This is a genomic window from Candidatus Cardinium hertigii (assembly GCF_003788695.1).
This window is the reverse complement of the sequence record NZ_RARA01000018.1, coordinates 1-18,501: the sequence shown is the minus strand read 5'-3', so window position 1 is coordinate 18,501 and position 18,501 is coordinate 1. Positions and strand designations below refer to the sequence as shown.

Annotated in this window: 19 protein-coding genes and 2 pseudogenes; 7 read left to right on the top strand and 14 right to left on the bottom strand. The window is 36.8% G+C overall.

Annotated elements, in window-relative coordinates; genetic code table 11:
- Positions 1-301: 301 nt before the first annotated feature.
- The gene (locus EDM02_RS01160) at positions 302-1,735 is read left to right on the top strand and encodes a hypothetical protein (RefSeq protein WP_123662424.1); all 1,434 of its coding nucleotides are present in this window, start codon (positions 302-304) and stop codon (positions 1,733-1,735) included.
- Positions 1,736-1,811: 76 nt separating this feature from the next.
- The gene (locus EDM02_RS01155; RefSeq protein WP_123662422.1) at positions 1,812-2,297 is read left to right on the top strand and encodes an HIT family protein; all 486 of its coding nucleotides are present in this window, start codon (positions 1,812-1,814) and stop codon (positions 2,295-2,297) included.
- Here the strand turns inward: EDM02_RS01155 and sufB are convergent.
- The 12 genes from sufB to rpmF all read right to left on the bottom strand — a co-directional run bounded on the left by sufB (position 2,277) and on the right by rpmF (position 11,274).
- Positions 2,277-3,725, bottom strand: a complete 1,449-nt coding sequence (gene sufB / locus EDM02_RS01150) for a Fe-S cluster assembly protein SufB (RefSeq protein WP_123662420.1) — start codon at positions 3,723-3,725, stop codon at positions 2,277-2,279. The genes EDM02_RS01155 and sufB overlap by 21 nt on opposite strands.
- A gap of 10 nt (positions 3,726-3,735) precedes the next feature.
- Positions 3,736-4,488, bottom strand: a complete 753-nt coding sequence (gene rnc / locus EDM02_RS01145; RefSeq protein WP_123662418.1) for a ribonuclease III — start codon at positions 4,486-4,488, stop codon at positions 3,736-3,738.
- A complete protein-coding gene (gene fabF, locus EDM02_RS01140; protein WP_420886339.1) occupies positions 4,473-5,744 on the bottom strand; it encodes a beta-ketoacyl-ACP synthase II in 1,272 nt (423 codons plus the stop codon). The genes rnc and fabF overlap by 16 nt, the downstream gene beginning before the upstream one ends.
- An 81-nt stretch (positions 5,745-5,825) precedes the next feature.
- The gene (locus EDM02_RS01135) at positions 5,826-6,074 is read right to left on the bottom strand and encodes an acyl carrier protein (RefSeq protein WP_123662416.1); all 249 of its coding nucleotides are present in this window, start codon (positions 6,072-6,074) and stop codon (positions 5,826-5,828) included.
- 138 nt (positions 6,075-6,212) lie between these two features.
- Positions 6,213-6,563: a 30S ribosomal protein S16 gene (gene rpsP / locus EDM02_RS01130; protein ID WP_123662414.1), complete on the bottom strand. Its 351-nt coding sequence runs from the start codon at positions 6,561-6,563 to the stop codon at positions 6,213-6,215.
- Positions 6,564-6,614: 51 nt separating this feature from the next.
- A complete protein-coding gene (gene rpmA / locus EDM02_RS01125; protein WP_123662411.1) occupies positions 6,615-6,944 on the bottom strand; it encodes a 50S ribosomal protein L27 in 330 nt (109 codons plus the stop codon).
- A 9-nt stretch (positions 6,945-6,953) separates the two neighbouring features.
- Positions 6,954-7,268: a 50S ribosomal protein L21 gene (rplU, locus tag EDM02_RS01120; protein ID WP_123662464.1), complete on the bottom strand. Its 315-nt coding sequence runs from the start codon at positions 7,266-7,268 to the stop codon at positions 6,954-6,956.
- 153 nt (positions 7,269-7,421) lie between these two features.
- Complete coding sequence (gene accC / locus EDM02_RS01115) at positions 7,422-8,777, bottom strand: acetyl-CoA carboxylase biotin carboxylase subunit (RefSeq protein ID WP_123662409.1); 1,356 nt, start codon at positions 8,775-8,777, stop codon at positions 7,422-7,424.
- 81 nt (positions 8,778-8,858) lie between these two features.
- Complete coding sequence (accB, locus tag EDM02_RS01110) at positions 8,859-9,326, bottom strand: acetyl-CoA carboxylase biotin carboxyl carrier protein (RefSeq protein WP_123662407.1); 468 nt, start codon at positions 9,324-9,326, stop codon at positions 8,859-8,861.
- Positions 9,327-9,328: 2 nt separating this feature from the next.
- Positions 9,329-9,904: an elongation factor P gene (gene efp, locus EDM02_RS01105; RefSeq protein WP_123662405.1), complete on the bottom strand. Its 576-nt coding sequence runs from the start codon at positions 9,902-9,904 to the stop codon at positions 9,329-9,331.
- Positions 9,905-9,983: 79 nt separating this feature from the next.
- Complete coding sequence (locus tag EDM02_RS01100; RefSeq protein WP_123662403.1) at positions 9,984-10,991, bottom strand: beta-ketoacyl-ACP synthase III; 1,008 nt, start codon at positions 10,989-10,991, stop codon at positions 9,984-9,986.
- Between the two features lie 91 nt (positions 10,992-11,082).
- The gene (rpmF, locus tag EDM02_RS01095) at positions 11,083-11,274 is read right to left on the bottom strand and encodes a 50S ribosomal protein L32 (protein WP_123662401.1); all 192 of its coding nucleotides are present in this window, start codon (positions 11,272-11,274) and stop codon (positions 11,083-11,085) included.
- A 588-nt stretch (positions 11,275-11,862) separates the two neighbouring features.
- Between rpmF and EDM02_RS01090 the strand changes: the two genes are divergently transcribed.
- Complete coding sequence (locus EDM02_RS01090) at positions 11,863-12,417, top strand: DJ-1 family glyoxalase III (protein WP_123662398.1); 555 nt, start codon at positions 11,863-11,865, stop codon at positions 12,415-12,417.
- Between the two features lie 209 nt (positions 12,418-12,626).
- On the opposite strand, the gene pcm is transcribed toward EDM02_RS01090, so the two are convergent.
- The gene (gene pcm / locus EDM02_RS01085) at positions 12,627-13,304 is read right to left on the bottom strand and encodes a protein-L-isoaspartate O-methyltransferase (protein WP_184891071.1); all 678 of its coding nucleotides are present in this window, start codon (positions 13,302-13,304) and stop codon (positions 12,627-12,629) included.
- Positions 13,305-13,642: 338 nt separating this feature from the next.
- Between pcm and EDM02_RS01080 the strand changes: the two are divergent.
- A pseudogene (locus tag EDM02_RS01080) lies at positions 13,643-13,762 on the top strand (IS5-like element ISCca3 family transposase); the annotation flags it as partial.
- Between the two features lie 159 nt (positions 13,763-13,921).
- Here EDM02_RS01080 and EDM02_RS01075 read toward each other — a convergent pair.
- Entirely contained in the window at positions 13,922-15,445 is a 1,524-nt protein-coding gene (locus tag EDM02_RS01075) for a hypothetical protein (RefSeq protein WP_148053547.1), read from the bottom strand.
- An 874-nt stretch (positions 15,446-16,319) separates the two neighbouring features.
- Here EDM02_RS01075 and EDM02_RS01070 point away from each other — a divergent pair.
- The 3 genes and pseudogenes from EDM02_RS01070 to EDM02_RS01060 form a co-directional block, all read left to right on the top strand.
- Positions 16,320-17,258, top strand: a complete 939-nt coding sequence (locus EDM02_RS01070) for an Rpn family recombination-promoting nuclease/putative transposase (protein ID WP_123662393.1) — start codon at positions 16,320-16,322, stop codon at positions 17,256-17,258.
- Positions 17,259-17,346: 88 nt separating this feature from the next.
- Positions 17,347-17,703: an Rpn family recombination-promoting nuclease/putative transposase gene (locus tag EDM02_RS01065; protein WP_260214942.1), complete on the top strand. Its 357-nt coding sequence runs from the start codon at positions 17,347-17,349 to the stop codon at positions 17,701-17,703.
- A gap of 332 nt (positions 17,704-18,035) precedes the next feature.
- Positions 18,036-18,501: pseudogene (locus tag EDM02_RS01060) on the top strand (Rpn family recombination-promoting nuclease/putative transposase); the annotation flags it as partial.

Genomic DNA, 18,501 nt, shown 5'->3' with positions numbered 1-18,501 from the left:
TTTATAGATTACAGAAAATTGTTAATATTTAATAATTGATGATTTTATCCATTTTTTTTAAAACTACTTCTTTTAAAAAAACCACTTGTTTTAAAGCTACTTTTTTTGCTTGATCAAAAAAAGTAGCTATAATGCAAAAAAAAGTAGAAAAAAATGAAAGTAGATTTGATCTATATGGGCGCCGTGCCGCTAAGGGGAAAGTGAAAAAAATTAAAGTCATGACGATATGGCTTTTGCTAGATTATTGATTTTTTTGTAAAATTGTAAATCCTATTTATTAAACCGTTTACAACCAATTGAGATGAAAAGAAATAAACAAAAAATAATAGAAACTATTGCGGCTATGCTATATTGTCTGCTGTACGTTCTAACCTCTGTTGCGTGTTCTAAGACTCATTCTTCGTTTGGTGTGATACACTCCTATGACTATGGTATGATGATTCATACCTATGATAGAAATTATACAGAACAGGAAAAAAGAATGGGTAGTGATGGTGCATTTCAAGCTTTGGTAGACAAGGAAACTGTACAGAATTTTTTTGATTCCTTAACAAGTGAAACAAATGCATCTGTTTATAACAATATTTGCATACAATATCCAAAATATCCAGATCTGTTTAATGCTTTTAAACAATCATGTTATAACCACGTTATGGGGCAAACAATTGTTATGCAGACAAACGAACAAGTGGAATTATTTGATATTGTTTTAAACGCATATAGTCGTAATTACAACTGCGGAGGAGCGGCATTGGCGCGGGTTTTACAATGTCTTATTACTGTATTTAAATTAGATTTAAATAAATCTTACAAGGCCTTAGACAACCGCACTTTTTTACAGAAATACATTCATGAATTTCTGTATGATGAAGCAAAACACCTTATGTATTATAAGTGTATTACTTCATTACTTGAATTAGGTGCAGATTCTACTAAACCATTGGAATATCTATTCAAAGAATTGCCATTATATCTTAAAAAAACTTATAGATATGAGCAAATGCGTGACAATAATCCTCATATCGAACAACTCATTTCCCATTTTTTATCTAAATCTAATGAAAATATTAAAATATTTCTTCATACTTTTCAGCATTTAGCATTTGAAGATGTTGTATACGCATATGAGCTAAAATTTTTAATGCTGAATGCTGCAAGTAGATATATCAGCACCAATAATAACGTCTCTACTGAGATATTCAATCAAATGCTAAAGAATTTATATTCCTTACTTTATAAGCATAACAAAGGTTTTCATGAATATTTGCAGAAGCATGGGGATGTAGATGGAAGAATGACACGCATAAAAAATAGTTTGTCTTACTATATAAACTGCTGTTTTACCAATTATCCTGAAGCAACTATTCGTATGATAAGCAACATTGCATACAACTCTAAAATAAAGTCAGAAAACAAGGAATTATTAGAAAGGTTATTCCACTGTATGGAGCTTAACTGCAAGACACGTTTATTGGAATGTATCATAGTGTATCCTATTACTCGACCTACCATTATTGGAGACACAGAAGCATTATGGATTATATCTTCTCTTCTGCTAGAAGACCATATAATACAAATGGATCCAATAAACCCATGTATAAGCATCATAGATCCAATAAGAATAGACCCCAAAATAATAGATTGGTGTAAAAAATATAGGGGTCTAAATGAGGATCAGAAAAAATATAAATTAGCCATGTTATCGCTATTGCACAGCAAGTATAGGGCATTGTAAAAGTATCCGTTCAGGCAGGGGAATTAATAGAAAAAAAAGTGCCATCAAATGGATAAACATACATTTTAATACTACTATGGAAATATCTACCGATTCATCAGAGCAAAGTTGCATATTTTGTAAATTTGCAGCTGGCTTAGCCCCTTGTCATACCATATGGGCAGAAGGCCATTATTTGGCATTTCTTTCAATTTTTCCTAATACAGAGGGGTTTACAGTTGTCATCCCTAAGCATCACCTAACCAGTTATATTTTTGATCATCCTCCAGAGGAAATCAACGGGTTAATGGACGCAGCTAAAAAGGTATCAAACCTCTTGGTCCATAAATTTCCAACTGTTGCTAGAACAGCCCTTGTATTTGAAGGTTATGGCGTTAACCATTTGCATGCTAAACTCATTCCGTTGCATGGAACCAAAAAAGATCATTGGGAAGCTGTTACGGCCCCTATTAAAACTAAATTTGATAAATATCCTGGCTATATTTCTTCTCATGATGCAGCACGTGAATCAGATGAAAAATTAGCAGCATTAGCCCATTTTTTATCCGACACTCCCCTCTAAGGTGAGTGCCAGTAGTTTTTGAGCTTCTACAGCAAACTCCATGGGCAACTGCCTAAGGACCTCTTTACAATAGCCATTTACAATAAGGGCTATCGCATTTTCATTATCAATACCACGTTGATTGCAGTAAAAAAGCTGGTCTTCACTGATTTTAGAAGTTGTAGCTTCATGTGCAACTTTGCCAGTTGGATTTTTTACTTCTATATAAGGAAAGGTATGGGCCCCACAGCTATTTCCCATTAATAAAGAATCGCACTGAGAAAAATTAGAAGCATGGTCTGCTCCAGCAGTAAGTTTGACCAGCCCCCTATAACTATTGCTTGATTGGCCCGCTGCAATACCTTTGGCTACAATTCGACTTTTTGTATGCTTGCCTATGTGAATCATTTTAGTTCCCGTATCTGCTTGCTGTTTATTTTTGGTAACCGCTACGGAATAAAATTCCCCAACCGAATAATCTCCCATTAAAATACAACTAGGATACTTCCAGGTAATGGCTGAGCCTGTCTCTACTTGTGTCCAAGAAATTTTACTATGGGCACCAGCGCAAAGCCCCCTTTTGGTTACAAAATTATAGACGCCACCTACTCCTTCTTTAGTACCAGGATACCAATTTTGCACAGTAGAATATTTTACATTTGCTCCTTTTGCAGCATAAATTTCTACTACGGCAGCATGTAGTTGATTTTCATCTCGCATAGGGGCTGTACATCCTTCTAAATAACTAACGTAGGCATCTTCCTCTGCTACAATTAAGGTACGTTCAAATTGACCTGTATTAGCGGCATTTATGCGAAAATAAGTAGAAAGCTCCATAGGACAACGTACGCCCTTGGGGATATAGCAAAAAGAGCCATCGCTGAATACAGCAGTATTGAGTGTAGCAAAGTAATTATCCGTCATCGGTACTACCTTACCCAAATATTTTTGAACCCATTGGGGGTACTTTTGAACAGCTTCACTAAAAGAACAAAAAATAATACCTAGTTTGTTTAATGTTTCCTTAAAGGTAGTAGCTACTGAAACACTATCCAATACTATATCCATAGCTACCCCTGTTAGCCTTTTTTGCTCTTCTATCGAAATCCCTAAGCGCTTAAAAGTAGCCAAAAGGGCTGGATCCACCTCGTCTAAACTGTTTAAATTTATTTTTTGCTTGGGCGCAGCATAATAAATAATATTCTGGTAATCTATAGGAGGATAAGAAACCTTTGCCCATGTAGGTTCTTGCAATTTGGCTAAATGATGCAAAGCTTGTAGCCGTCGTTCTAACAACCAATCTGGTTCCTCTTTTTTTGCAGAAATAAGATGAATAGTAGCCTCTGTTAAGCCCTTTGGAATAGCATCAACAGGGATATTACTCTCAAAACCATATTGATAACCAGATGAAGTAATGGTATCTAGTATATCTTGTCCTTTTTGTGCCATAACATGTGTGCTATAAAACCATTAAGCTTTCTTGCTCTATTTCCTTGGCATATTGCAATGCCTGCTGCGCAGCCATTTGCTCAGCACATTTTTTAGTTCTACCAGTGCCTTCTCCAATAATTTTTTCCCCTATAAGCACTTGCGCTGTAAATTCTTTATAATCTTCATACTGTTTTTCTATAAGAATTTTAAACACTACTTGAAGGTGATGCTTATGTGCCCATTGAATAATTCTGCTCTTAAAGTTAGTATCATTTTCTATAAGATTTTCTAAGCTAATATGGTTACCTATAAGACGGTCAATCACAAACCTTCGACAGCATGCATATCCATGGTCTAAATATACTGCCCCAATAAATGCCTCTAATGCATTTCCATAAATAGATTTGCTACCACTTCGTTTGATAAGATTTGTATCGTAATGTAATAGCTTATCTAGATGAATTTTACGTGCTAATTTATTTAAAGAATCTCTATTTACAAGTCTTGACCTGATATCGGTCAAAAAACCTTCCTCTTTTAAGGGATATCTCTTGAAGAGATATTCTCCGGCAATCAATGATAATACAGCATCTCCTAAAAATTCAAGCCGTTCATTAGAAGTATACCCCTCTTCTATGGAACTATGTTGAATCGCTATTTTATATAAAGCAAGGTTTAAAGGAATCATTCCTGTAGTAGCTCTTACAAAAGTAATCAACTGTTGTGTAGCAGGATCTTGTTTAATAAAAAAGTAATGGAGTAAAGCTAGGAATCTTCCCATTTTTTGAATATTAATGAAGCATTATGACCCCCAAAACCAAAGGCATTGTTTTGAGCAAACAAAATGGATCTTGCTTCTGCTTTGTTTAAGGTTAAGTTTATACGTGCGTCAATGGCCTCATCTAATAATTTATGATTAATAGTTGGAGGAACCAATTGATGGTTTAATGCTAGGACCGTAGCAATAGACTCTATAGCTCCGGCTGCACCCAACAAATGCCCTGTCATGGACTTGGTAGAACTGATATTAAGCGCATAGGTACATTCACCAAAAACATGCTGAATGGCATTTATCTCATTGGTATCCCCCAGGGGGGTACTGGTTCCATGTGCATTAATATAATCAATGCAATCTGGAGTAATTTGGGCATTGGTTAGGGCACGTTGCAATGCCAAAATTACCCCATCTATATTTGGTGCCGTAATATGGTAAGCATCTGCTGACATCCCTACGCCTATTATTTCAGCATAAATTTTAGCGCCTCTTTTTTGGGCATGTGCATAAGATTCAAGGACTAAAGCGCCAGCTCCTTCCCCCATTACAAAACCATCTCTCGTTTTATCAAAAGGACGTGAAGCAGTTAGATACTCTTCATTTCGCTGAGAAAGCGCATTTAATGCATTAAATCCTCCGATGCCTACTTGAATAATAGGCGCCTCCGAGCCACCTGTTACGACTACATCTGCCTCTCCTAACTTAATAAGGTGAAAACCAGATGCCAAAGCATTAACTGCAGAAGCACATGCCGCTACGGTAGCAAAATTCGGTCCCTTAAATCCATATTTAATAGACAGATGGCCAGCAGGTATATCTGGTATAATTTTAGTAATAAAAAAAGGATTTATTTTGGATCCCATACCATTTCTGGCCAATTCCAAAACGACTGCTTCTGTAGAACTTAATCCGCCTATGCCAGATCCCCATATTACCCCTACCCGTTCTTTGTCTATTAGAGGGCTGCTTAACAAAGCATCTTGTATAGCTTCCCCTCCAGCCACCATAGCATACTGGGTAAAAGGATCCATGCGTCTAGCCTCTTTTGGGTCCAAATAGTCATTGGGATCAAATCCTTTTAACTCACAAGCAAATTTAGTTCGATGTTTAGAAATATCAAACTTAGTTATAGGCCCCGCACCACTTTGACCAGTAATGAGGCCATTCCAATACTCCTTAACATTGTTTCCAATAGGCGTGAGTGCGCCTAATCCTGTAACAACTACTCGTGGGAATAACACCTTTTCTTTATTTTGTGCCATACTGCATGCATGCCTAACTTTTTAAGAACGCTATACAAAAAAATCTGGGAATATAAAGCGCCTGCTTTATCCCTCTTGAACCTACCCGTCAGCCAAATGTTCTTCTAAATATTTTATAACATTACCTACTGTTTGTAACTTTGTGGCTTGGTCATCCTTGATGTCTAATTCAAACTCTTTTTCAAATTCCATTACGAGTTCTACTTGGTCTAAAGAGTCAGCACCTAGATCATTGGCAAAGTGTGCACTAGGCACCACTTCCTCAGCTGGAACGTTCAGCTTGTCCACAATAATCTCTACTACTTTGTCCATAATCCTATTATTATGCATATCTTTAGTACCGCCCTCACTATCTTTATTATAATCAGTCTTTATATCCTTACTAATATCTTTAATACTCATTTAATTACTCATTTTATGTTTTATCGAAATGAATTACGATACGTCTATTACCGTTACAGTATATATTTATTGGGTTATGCTTTGAGCCCGCTCTGCCTGCCAAAGTCTAAACTTTTCATCTGCCTGCTCTTGCGTTATGGCTCCCTTGTTTACGCCTATTTGGAGATGTTTGCGCAGCATAATACCCTGCTTAGACAAAAGACCTTTAACGGTATCAGTAGGTTGTGCACCTTGAAAAAGCCACTTTAATGCGCTTGCTTCATTAAGTCTAATGGTTGAAGGTGCTGTATTGGGATTATAATTTCCAATTTTTTCTATAAAACGACCATCGCGTGGTGACCTTGCATCAGCTACAACGATATCATACTCTGCTAGATGTCTTCTTCCGCATCTAGCTAATCTTATTTTTACTGCCATATGCCTTTTTAGCGAATCTCGTTCGCAACTACTTATTGTTAATATATTAGTTTATATATTATTATCTTTTTTATTGGATACATTTTTTATTGGATACATTGGTACAATGTTTGCAGTATTAAACTGCATTGAATCAACGCAAACTATAAGCCGATTGCCTTGCCTTTTTTTGCTAAAGACAACCGCCCCATCCACCAAAGCAAATAGCGTATGATCTTTGCCTAACCCTACATTTTTACCAGGATAATAATGCGTACCGCGTTGCCTAACAATGATATTCCCAGCCATTACCTCTTCTCCTCCATATTTTTTTATACCGAGTCTCTTACTTTCTGATTCTCTTCCGTTTTTGGAGCTACCCGCCCCCTTCTTATGTGCCATGGCATTCGTTTATTTGATAATATCTTCAATGACAATCCTCGTATGATCTTGACGATGTCCCCGTTTTACTTTATAACCATTACGTCTTTTTTTCTTAAAAACAATAACTTTATCTCCCTTAGTATGCGCTAACACCTGAGCCCTAACCACTACGCCATCTAGGGTAGGCGCACCAACCGCCACAGTTCCATGCCCATCATCTAAAAATAGAACTTTATCAAGCGTAAAAAAATCACCTACTGCATTTTGCAACTTAGGCGTATAAAGCCGTTGCGCCTTAGCAACTTTAAATTGCTTTCCGGCTATTTTTACAATCGCATACATATAATATATATTTCTTAATACTAAATAATTATGATCCTTCCTAAAACTAAAAAGGACACATGTTGCCAAACTTAAGCTTTTTTCTATAAAATAAAAAGTATCCGCTAACCGATAACGTATTATATAGCTTAACGATAGTACATTATCCCATTTCTATTCCGACTTCTTAAGAAGCGAAAAGTCAAAAGATTCTAAAAATTGAGTAGTAAAGTTACCTTGCTGAAACTGTTCATTATCTACCAACGCAAGATGGAAAGGTATAGTGGTTTGAATGCCCTTTACAATAAATTCTTCCAAGGCACGTTTCATTCTAGCAATGGCGCCAGCTCTAGTAGCTGCATAAACAATAAGTTTTGCTATCATAGCATCATAGTTAGGGGGAACTACATAACCAGCGTAAATATGGCTAGCAATGGTTACGCCCCTACCTCCAGGCAGGTGCACATCAGTAATTTTTCCAGGGGATGGCCGAAAGCCGTTAAAGGGATCCGCTGCATTAATACGGGCCTCTATGGCATGGCATGTGGGATAGGCACTGGATGCATCTAGTGGCTTACCAGCTGCTATTTCAATTTGAGTCCTTAGCAGATTAAAACCCGTAACTGCTTCCGTAACAGGGTACTCTACTTGGATACGGGTATTCATTTCCATAAAATAAAAGTTTCGATACTTATCCACTAGAAATTCCATGGTTCCAACGCCTTCATAACCTATAAAAGCCGCCCCCTGTAGGGCAACTTCTGTCATTTTTTCACGTAATGCATCTGTCATAAAGGGGGATGGCGATTCCTCTACTAACTTTTGATGCCTATGCTGAATAGAGCAATCGCGTTCAGATAAATGAATGATTTTACCATATTGATCGGCAACAATCTGGATTTCGATATGGTGTGGCTCTTCTACATACTTTTCCAAATAAAGCCCATCGTTACCAAAAGAAGCCATAGCCTCTTGTCTAGCTTCCGTCCATTTTTTTTGAAATTCTTCTGGTGTATAAACCAATTTAATACCTTTCCCTCCACCACCTGCAGTTGCTTTAAGTAGTACAGGAAAGCCTATGGTATGGGCTAACTGTATCCCTTCTTCGACTGATTTGAGTAGCCCATCAGAACCAGGAACGACTGGTATACCAACACGTCGCATATTTTCTTTTGCAATAGACTTATCACCCATTTTGCTGATGGCTGCAGCAGAAGGTCCTATAAATTTAATTCCATATTCCTCACAAATACTTGCAAAACTAGCATTTTCAGACAAAAAACCATATCCCGGATGGATAGCAGTAGAATTGGTTACTTCAGCAGCGGCAATAATAGAAGGAATAGACAAATAAGATAAATTACTTGAGGGTGGCCCAATACAAACCGCTTCATCTGCAAAACGCACATGGAGGCTATCTTTATCAGCTGTAGAATACACCGCAACCGTTTTAATATTGAGTTCTTTACAAACCCGAATGATATGTAAGGCAATTTCACCACGATTTGCAATCAATATTTTTTGAAACATAAAACACTAAGTTAGACTAATTAAATAAAGATAATTTCAAACCATACGCATACCCACACGCATTAATTATGATTGGGTATGTTAAAAAGGATCTACTAAAAAGAGGGGTTGATCATACTCCACTGGGGAAATGTCATCGACCAATATTTTAACAATCTTGCCATCGACTTCTGCTTCTATTTCATTATAAAGTTTCATAGCTTCTATGATACAAAGCTTAGTGCCCTTTGCAATCGTATCTCCTAATTCTACAAAAGGAAGCGACTCAGGATCAGGTGATCGATAAAAAGTACCAATCATTGGGGACTTAATAGTAACATAATGGGATGCTACATTATTTTCTAGTGCTGTTAAAGCAGTAGAAGCAGGTAATGGGGCATGCGTAGGAACAGAAGGAGGAAAGGCGTTATGGGTAGCTGATACCAGCTGTTGAGGCGCTGGCAGGCTTCTTTTAATATGAATTTTAATAGCTTCTGTCTCGATATTAACCTCTTCTAATCCTGACTTAGCAATAAAATCAATCAATCCCTGAATTTCTATAGTTTTCATACTTATTTTTTCTGTTCGGTTACACGTTCTATATAGAGACCTGTACGGGTATCTATCTTTATAAGATCATTATTATCAATAAATAGCGGAACCTTAATTTCTACTCCGGTTTCTAAGGTAGCTGGCTTCAGAGATTTAGTAGCTGTATCACCTCTAAATCCGGGTTCTGTATAAGAAACCTGTAATAGAACGGATGGAGGCAATTCACACTTTAATACCTGATTTTCATCGTCATAATAAATAATTTCTACCGGCTGGCCTTCTTTTAAAAATTGAGGGACATTGATCAATGTTGGTTCAATGGTAATTTGCTCAAACGTTTCAGTATGCATAAAAGTATAGCCCGCACTATCCTTATAAAGGAATTGATAAGGTCTACGCTCAATTCGAGCTACCTGTATTTTTATACCAGCATTAAAGGTATGATCAATTTGCTTATCCTTGGTTAAACTTTTTAACTTAGTTCTCACAAAAGCGGCCCCTTTCCCTGGTTTTACGTGTAGAAACGCTACTACGCTATAAATATCATTGTTGAGCACTATACAAAGCCCATTTTTAATATCAGCTGTGTTTGCCATAATATTTTTATCGTTAACGTACTATACTATTATTATTTATGGATGTTACCAACGCGTAAACGATCAGATAGAAGAAAACTTAAAAACCATCATATCCCCAGGTCATATACATAGCGCCCCATGTAAATCCCCCACCAAAAGAACTCAAAATCAAATTATCACCTTTTTTTAATTTGTGTTCATAATCCCACAGACAAAGTGGAATGGTTGCCGCTGTAGTATTGCCGAATTTGTTGAGGTTAAGCATAACCTTTTCCATAGGAATATTTGTACGTTCAGCTACCATTTGTAAAATACGCTTATTGGCTTGATGGGGCACTAGATAAGCAACATCTGCCACTGCCAGATCATTGTTGGCCATAATATCTAAAACTATTTGTGACATGGCACTAACAGCCGTCTTAAATACGTTTTGACCATCCTGGTAAACATAATGCTCTTTAGCAGACACCGTTTCATGTGAAACGGGCCATCTACTCCCTCCTGCCTTTTGGTAAATCAAATCTTGTCCTGCCCCATCTGTTTTACAAATGGTATCTACAATACCGTAACCCTCATCAGCATCTTGGGCGGTTAAGAGCACTGCACCCGCACCATCTCCAAAAATAATACAGGTAGTTCTATCGGTATAATCAATGATAGAGGACATCTTATCGGCACCTATTACCATAACCTTCTTTGCCCTTCCTGAAGCAATATATTGAGCTCCAGCATCTAAGGCATATAAAAACCCCGAACAAGCCGCTTGCAAGTCGTAACTAAAAGCATGGGTAGCACCAATAGCGTGGGAAATAATATTAGCCGTAGCTGGTATAATAAGATCCGGGGTAACCGTTGCACATATGAGGAAATCTATGGTAGTGGGATCAGTAGCTGTGTTTTCCAATACCCCCCTTGCCGCTTGTATAGCCATTACGGAAGTGCCCAAACCCTCCCCTTTGAGGATACGCCTTTCATGTATACCCGTTCTAGCAACGATCCATTCATCATTGGTATCCACCATCTGTTCCAATTCATTATTGGTTAACACATAGTCTGGCACATACCCACATACGCCCGCAATGGAGGCACGTTTTACTATTTTCATATACTAAAAAGCCTTATTGAAAAATTCAAAAAAGCTAATAAATTGCGTAGATACCATATAATATATATGGAATAGAAATTAACAAAATCTCTTACGAAGAGATTTCTCTACTCATTACCACCCTACCTTTATAATACATTTTGTTTTCATGCCAAAATGCACGGTGGGGGGTATGCAAAACACCAGTAACAGGGCAAATAACAAGAGCGGGCATTGCAAGTTTAACGTGTGTTCTCCTTTTATCTCTTCTGGAAGAAGACGACCTTTTCTTTGGATGTGGCATGTTTCTATAAATTAAAATTAATTAAAAGCTACTATTGGCAAATGGTAGCCATTACCTCATAAGTAACACAAACTATTTTGTGTTATTCAACCATACTAACAAGTAAAGAGCTGTATAGGGGCTGAATGCATCCCCATTACTCCATCTTTATCTTTAGTGGACTAGTAAACATTCGAATTTACGAATAAATTTGATAGATCAAGAAATGGGTTGGGCAGTTTCTGCTTTAGCGATGTACTAACTTGAAATATGAAATAGGTCATACCATCCATTTATTGCTTATACACTCTTCGTCTTTGAAAAGCTGGCTGTGCTTTACCCCACCAGATATATCATCTGGCGGGGACCCCTGTTCCGCTTCGGGATTCAGCGTACTTGGGGTCCCCATGATGTATGCATATACATCATGGGGCGAACTTACATAGTTCTACTATGCTGCGTGCGCTTCACCCTCGCGCGCCTTGCCAGCTTTCCAAATCCATTGAGTAACCATAGAGCTACGTTACCACAGCTTGCATGAATAAATAATGCGTATATTAGTTCCTGGGTATTTATACAATTTTTTCTTACCCTTAAAAGGTAAAAAACATGAAAAAAGCATTGATTATTGGCAGTAATGGATCCGAGGAGATTGAGTTGATTATTACTAGTGACATTCTTAGATGTTCAGGCATAGATGTAACGATTGCGGGTTTGCAAGACGATCCTATGATTATTTGTTCACGCAAAACAAAACTTCAAGTGGATAGTTTATTCAAAGAAATCGCCGAGCACTTATTTGATGCTGTAATTTTGCCTGGCGGTCAGCCCGGCAGTCACCATCTTTCTGAGGATAAGCGTGTGGGCACCTTATTACGTCATCATGAGCAAGAAGGAAAAATTATAGCTGCTATTTGTGCAGCTCCACTTGCATTGGCAAGCCATCATATTGCTATTGGTGGAAAACTTACTACCCATGACTCCATTCGTGCCAAGATGGAAAGCGCCGGTTATCTATACAGCGAGGAACCTGTTTGTGTATGGAAAAATATCGTGACCAGTCGCGGACCTGGAACTGCTTTTGCATTTGCCTTAAAACTAGTTGAATTATTAATCCATGTGCAAAAATCCAAAGAAATTGGTAAAGCGATGTTGGTTTACTAGATAAACTGTACCGTTAAAGCTTTTCTGAAATTACTTTATTTCAGGAAATAGAATAGTGGCAATCTTTAGGCCAACTTTAACTTGAGCCGTTAAAGGCACGCTTTTTATGATCTTGCATTATTGCACTATTTCTAATTCTAATTGGCCACACAACTGAACGGATACTTGCAACGACCTCGTGATGTAGCCGTTATGCTTTATAGAAATCTTTACAGTTGAAGTTGCTGTTCCCTATCTGTTAGGGGTACATAGTTTACTGCTGTAATCACTTGCTTGCGTACTTCCTTCTCAGATATTTTGTCCACTTGCAAAAATTGTTGTTCCCCAGCCAGACCTACGGGAATCACCATTCTGCCTCCAATGGCCAACTGGTCAATAAGGGCCTTTGGTATTTCTTCAGGCGCAGCTCCTACATGGATTGCGTCATAGGGAGCACCTTGCGGATAACCCAATCTCCCATCACCCAAAATTAGTATCAATTTTTTGCTATCCAATAGGTCGGCGTTATTTTTGCGGATGTTTTGCTTCGAGCAGTTGACAAGATCTTCAATGTGATCTATACCATACACGGTTCCATTCGATCCGACCATTTTCGCAAAACAAACGGCCAGATATCCAGATCCTGAGCCAACATCCAATATATGTGAGTCCTCATTTATAACTGGTTCAAGAAGGTCAATCGCCAAAGCGTGCATATGAGGAGCGGAGATGGTGGCACCGAATCCAATTTGCTGTGGGAAATCAGCATAGGGATGTTCATTGGTAAAATCAGCTCTATCCACCAATAGCATAACCTCCTTAGTGCGTTGGCTTTTGAAGGGATAACGCTGAGATAGATTTCTCACCAGCTTGTTTTGAGATGCTTCATATAATCCATTAAAGATCATTGTCGTAATTAGTATAAATGTGGCTATTAAGAAAATTGTACAAAAAAACTGATTTAGGCGCATCGTACAAATCTTAAGCAGGATAACGCTAGAAGCGCGCTTTTATTAGCTCAATAATGCCTTTTAATGCAATTAGCCTTCCATTGCTTAATTTATACTTTTGTAATAAAAATGCAATAGGGTAATTATATTTCTTTCAAAATCATTCATAATGAGACTGCTGCAATAGACCATTAAGCTTTGACATCAATACTCCACTTTTCCATCATGCAAAAAATCGTTAACTTAACTTGAGTTTCTAGCATTTATTTTTTTAGAATTATTACTAGTGTATAGTTATGGCAATCCAATCAAGTGGTCAATTAAGTTTAGTAGATATTTCAGCAAGTAAGCGTAAATGCAAGCATATCTTTTTTGATTAAATCAACAACATAATTAGTTGGTTGTCGGTTGAAAAATAACTTCTATTTTATTATTCTAAAGGAAGCCATTGCCAATGCAGTAGATCATACTGAGCAGCGCAGGTATATACCAAGTAGTTTTTAATGCGTAGTATGTAGGTAACATTGGAATGGGTTTATTCCCCCACAGGTTAATGGCATGTGGAGGCTGGCTACTTATGATTTTTTGTTTTCTATATTCACACCCAAAGTGTTTGCACAGCTTTGGAATTGTTTTTTGCTTATTTTGGCATTCTTTCTCTTTTTTTTCCCATGTGGCTTAACCACAGTAATGTTTCCCTTAGAGGTATGCATGTTACTATGGGAACCATGGGCTGTAAAAGTTATTTTCTGCTCACCTAACAGATTCCTACCAATATTTATAAACTTACGGAAATTCTTATAAGTGTTAGTATTTTGTTCTGATTCTAAAAAAGATTGCAGCTCTTCAAGTTGACGTTTTCTTTTATTTTGCGCATTATCTGGATCATATTCCTTATCTAGCTGCTTATTTAGTTTTCCGCTTAGTTGCGGAGCTTTATATTTATATTCTATATTATTTTCTTCTACTGTTTCTTCTCGGATTACCTTTCCTTGCTCATCTACTTTAAGGCCTAGCAGGCTCAAAAGCGTATTGAGACGGACAAGAGGATCCTTATCTTTCCATTCTAATATATTTTCTATTTTTTCTTCTTCTGGTATAGGGATAAAAATGCGTGCCTTTTCCTTATTGGGTAATGTGCCATTAAAAAACGCTTTCTTGATCTCAAATGCCAGTCCCTCTGTTTCGTCACTTACGCTTTCATATACATAACCATAACCTCTAATGTCCGTTATAGCAAATCCTAATTCAACCTTAGCCATATTATTATCCACGTCTATATCTAAGCCTAATAGGATACCTGGCGCTTTTAATATCTTATTTTTTTCATATCTAAAAGAAACAGCTGTTTGGTCAACAGGACTCCATAATGCGTACTTTACGCCTATGTCTTCTTGGTCTTTTCTTATAGGAACTACAAAATAATTTTCTTTTTCTTTTTTCCACAAAAGGCTATATCTAGAAAAGTATTTTTGCATCTCTTTTGCATAGGAGTAAATTGACCGGGTTATATCAGAGGGAGTACAGCCAGCTCTTTGAAAATCTATATTCTCTTTTATTTGTAACTCGCAGAAGGGTGTTCTAATATGCCTCATAAGTTCTGAAGAAATCTCAGGGCAACAATTGCTTAAGATATAATCAAAAGCTAGCATAGCTTCCTTATTATCAATATACCCATAATAACATTGTTGTGCGAATGTAGTTAAATCAGGCAAAGGGCAAATACGCTTAGTGGTACTGGACAATGCTTCATCTGTTTTCAAAAACCCACGGCTATCTAGCTTATAAAAGAGTTCATTAATACTTTTTTGAAATTGCTTACGATAACCATTAGCATTAGCATCTGTACAGTTGCTTAATAGTTCATAATAGAAGGCAACATAGGCAATAAGTTTCGGTTCCATGTTTTTTTTATACTCTCTCTGATCCGGAATGGCTTGTTCTACGAACGCATTAAATAGTTCTATCCATTTTTGGATATATACTGAAACATATTCATTCGACTTATTTTGAGATATATTCTTCAAAAGTTCTGCTGCTTTTTCTGATTCTGAAATCTGCTTTAAATTTTGTGACGATCCTGATTCTGTTGTATCCATATTATATTTCGACAGGCTACATCCCTGGATAACGGTTAGACCTATGTGTAAGATTCCTATCACATTTCTTATTTTTGCACGGCTCATCTTTGCGTATTAGTTTTAATAAATTATTGATAATTAATCACTGTTATAAGTAACGTAAAACAAAACCTTTTAAGCGATTATTTTTATTCTTATTATGTTTTGTATCTCCTGCTAAAACAAGCTACCGAGAGGACCCAATATACGAAAATAGAACTCAATACAAAAATTTGTTCCGCGTAAGTTTATGGAAATAAAGAATAAATTTATGGAAATAAAGAAAGGAAAGGGTTTCATATACGTTCATCCATGTGCCCTAATCAATAACCAGCATGTGCAAAGCTCAGTATAAAATCTGATAATCATAAAAAACCAAGCGTATCCCTTCACGTGCGTGACAATTTGATATAACGCAAAGTCATAAAAAATGCGCATTGAACAAGGCTGTGATTGGCAAAGGAAATCCGAGGCCGTTGCAACAGATCGACTAATTTTTTCTATTTTTCTAGTGTTGCTTTTTATTATTTTTGATATTATGGCAGCAATAATCTTATTATTCATTGATTTTTATATGCTTTTTAGTGCATTTTGGAAAACCATTCCCCTAAAAACCGCTGAATATGATATTGGGAGAGCTGTATAAGTTTAGGCTATTGCTTCCATAAGCTGTTGCGTATGCGTTTTTTTGTACGTAATGTCGGTTTATACTATTTATTTCGTGCAATTAACCCATGTGCACGGAACAAAAAAATTATTAGGGTAGACATACGCTAGCATAAGAGTCATAGACGTATAGATTGTAAGCATACATGCCAAGTGTATCAATTTTAAAACTTAAATTATAGTTAGTATGCAAGCCATTACGCCTCGTGTGGATGTAGCCTTTAAGAAACTTTTTGGCGTAGAGGAAAATAAAGATTTATTGATTTCGTTAATCAACGCCATTGTTTCAGCAGAAGATCAAGTAGCAGATATTATATTGCTTAATCCCTACAATCCGCAAAACTTTCGAGGAGATAAAGCATCTATATTGGATCTCAAAGCTAAGGCAGTAGATGGTAAACTATTTAATATTGAAATCCAAATCAGTGATGAAGCAGATTATGATAAAAGGGCTTTGTTTTATTGGGCCAAATTGTATACTGAACAGCTACAAGCAGGACAAGGCTATGGCAACTTATCTAAAGCCATTGGCATCCATATTCTGAACTTTATTTCTATTGTAGAGGAACCCAAATACCATAATGTATTTCGTATCACAGAAGAAGAAAGTAATGCACTGTATTTTAAAGACTTAGAATTACACACCATTGAACTAAAGAAGTTTACCGATAACCCAAACGAAGCCTTAACCGATTTAATCGATAAGGTTAAGACAGCACTAGATAGATGGGTAGCCTTTTTAACAAGACATGATTTGCTAAACAAAGACAACTTACCTCCTCCTTTAAACGATGTCCATTTAAAAAAGGCACTACAGGTACTGAATGTTATGAACTTTACACCAGAAGAACGTACCTTGTATGAAGGCCATTTAAAGTGGTTATGGGTCGAAGAAAATACAGTTAAAAAGGCTAAAAATGAGGGCAAAGAGGAAGGTATCCAAATAGGAAAAGAAGAAGGTATCCAAATAGGCAAAGAGGAAGGTATCCAAATAGGAGAAACCCAAAAAGCCATGGCTATAGCCCAAAATTTGCTTCAAGAAAAGCTACCTATTTCCTATGTAGCCAAAGTTACTGGTTTAACCATTAGCCAAGTAGAACAGTTATATAACGTATCTTCCCAATAAATAAACAGAACGAGTAACACATGCCTAATTACGTATGGTAAGCATACATGCCAAGTGTATCAATTTTAAAACCTAAATTATAGTTAGTATGCAAGCTATTACGCCTCGTGTGGATGTAGCCTTTAAGAAACTTTTTGGCGTAGAGGAAAATAAAGACTTATTGATTTCGTTAATCAACGCCATTGTTTCAGCAGAAGATCAAGTAGCAGATATTATATTGCTTAATCCCTACAATCCGCAAAACTTTCGAGGAGATAAAGCATCTATATTGGATCTCAAAGCCAAGGCAGTAGATGGTAAACTATTTAATATTGAAATCCAAATCAGCGATGAAGCAGATTATGATAAAAGAGCTTTGTTTTATTGGGCCAAATTGTATACCGAACAGCTACAGGCAGGGCAAGGCTATGGAAACTTATCTAAAGCCATTGGCANNNNCATTTAAAGTGGTTATGGGTCGAAGAAAATACAGTTAAAAAAGCTAAAAATGAGGGCAAAGAGGAAGGTATCCAAATAGGAAAAGAAGAAGGTATCCAAATAGGCAAAGAGGAAGGTATCCAAATAGGCAAAGAGGAAGGTATCCAAATAGGTAAAGAAGAAGGTATCCAAATAGGAAAAGAAGAAGGTATCCAAATAGGGGAAACCCAAAAAGCCATGGCTATAGCCCAAAATTTGCTTCAAGAAAAGCTACCTATTGCCTATGTAGCCAAAGTTACTGGTTTAACCATTAGCCAAGTAGAACAGTTATATAACGTATCTTCCCAATAAATAAACAGNATTATATTGCTTAATCCCTACAATCCGCAAAACTTTCGAGGAGATAAAGCATCTATATTGGATCTCAAAGCTAAGGCAGTAGATGGTAAACTATTTAATATTGAAATCCAAATCAGTGATGAAGCAGATTATGATAAAAGGGCTTTGTTTTATTGGGCCAAATTGTATACTGAACAGCTACAAGCAGGACAAGGCTATGGCAACTTATCTAAAGCCATTGGCATCCATATTCTGAACTTTATTTCTATTGTAGAGGAACCCAAATACCATAATGTATTTCGTATCACAGAAGAAGAAAGTAATGCACTGTATTTTAAAGACTTAGAATTACACACCATTGAACTAAAGAAGTTTACCGATAATCCAAACGAAGCCTTAACCGATTTAGTCGTTAAGGTTAAGACAGCACTAGATAGATGGGTAGCCTTTTTAACAAGACATGATTTGCTAAACAAAGACAACTTAC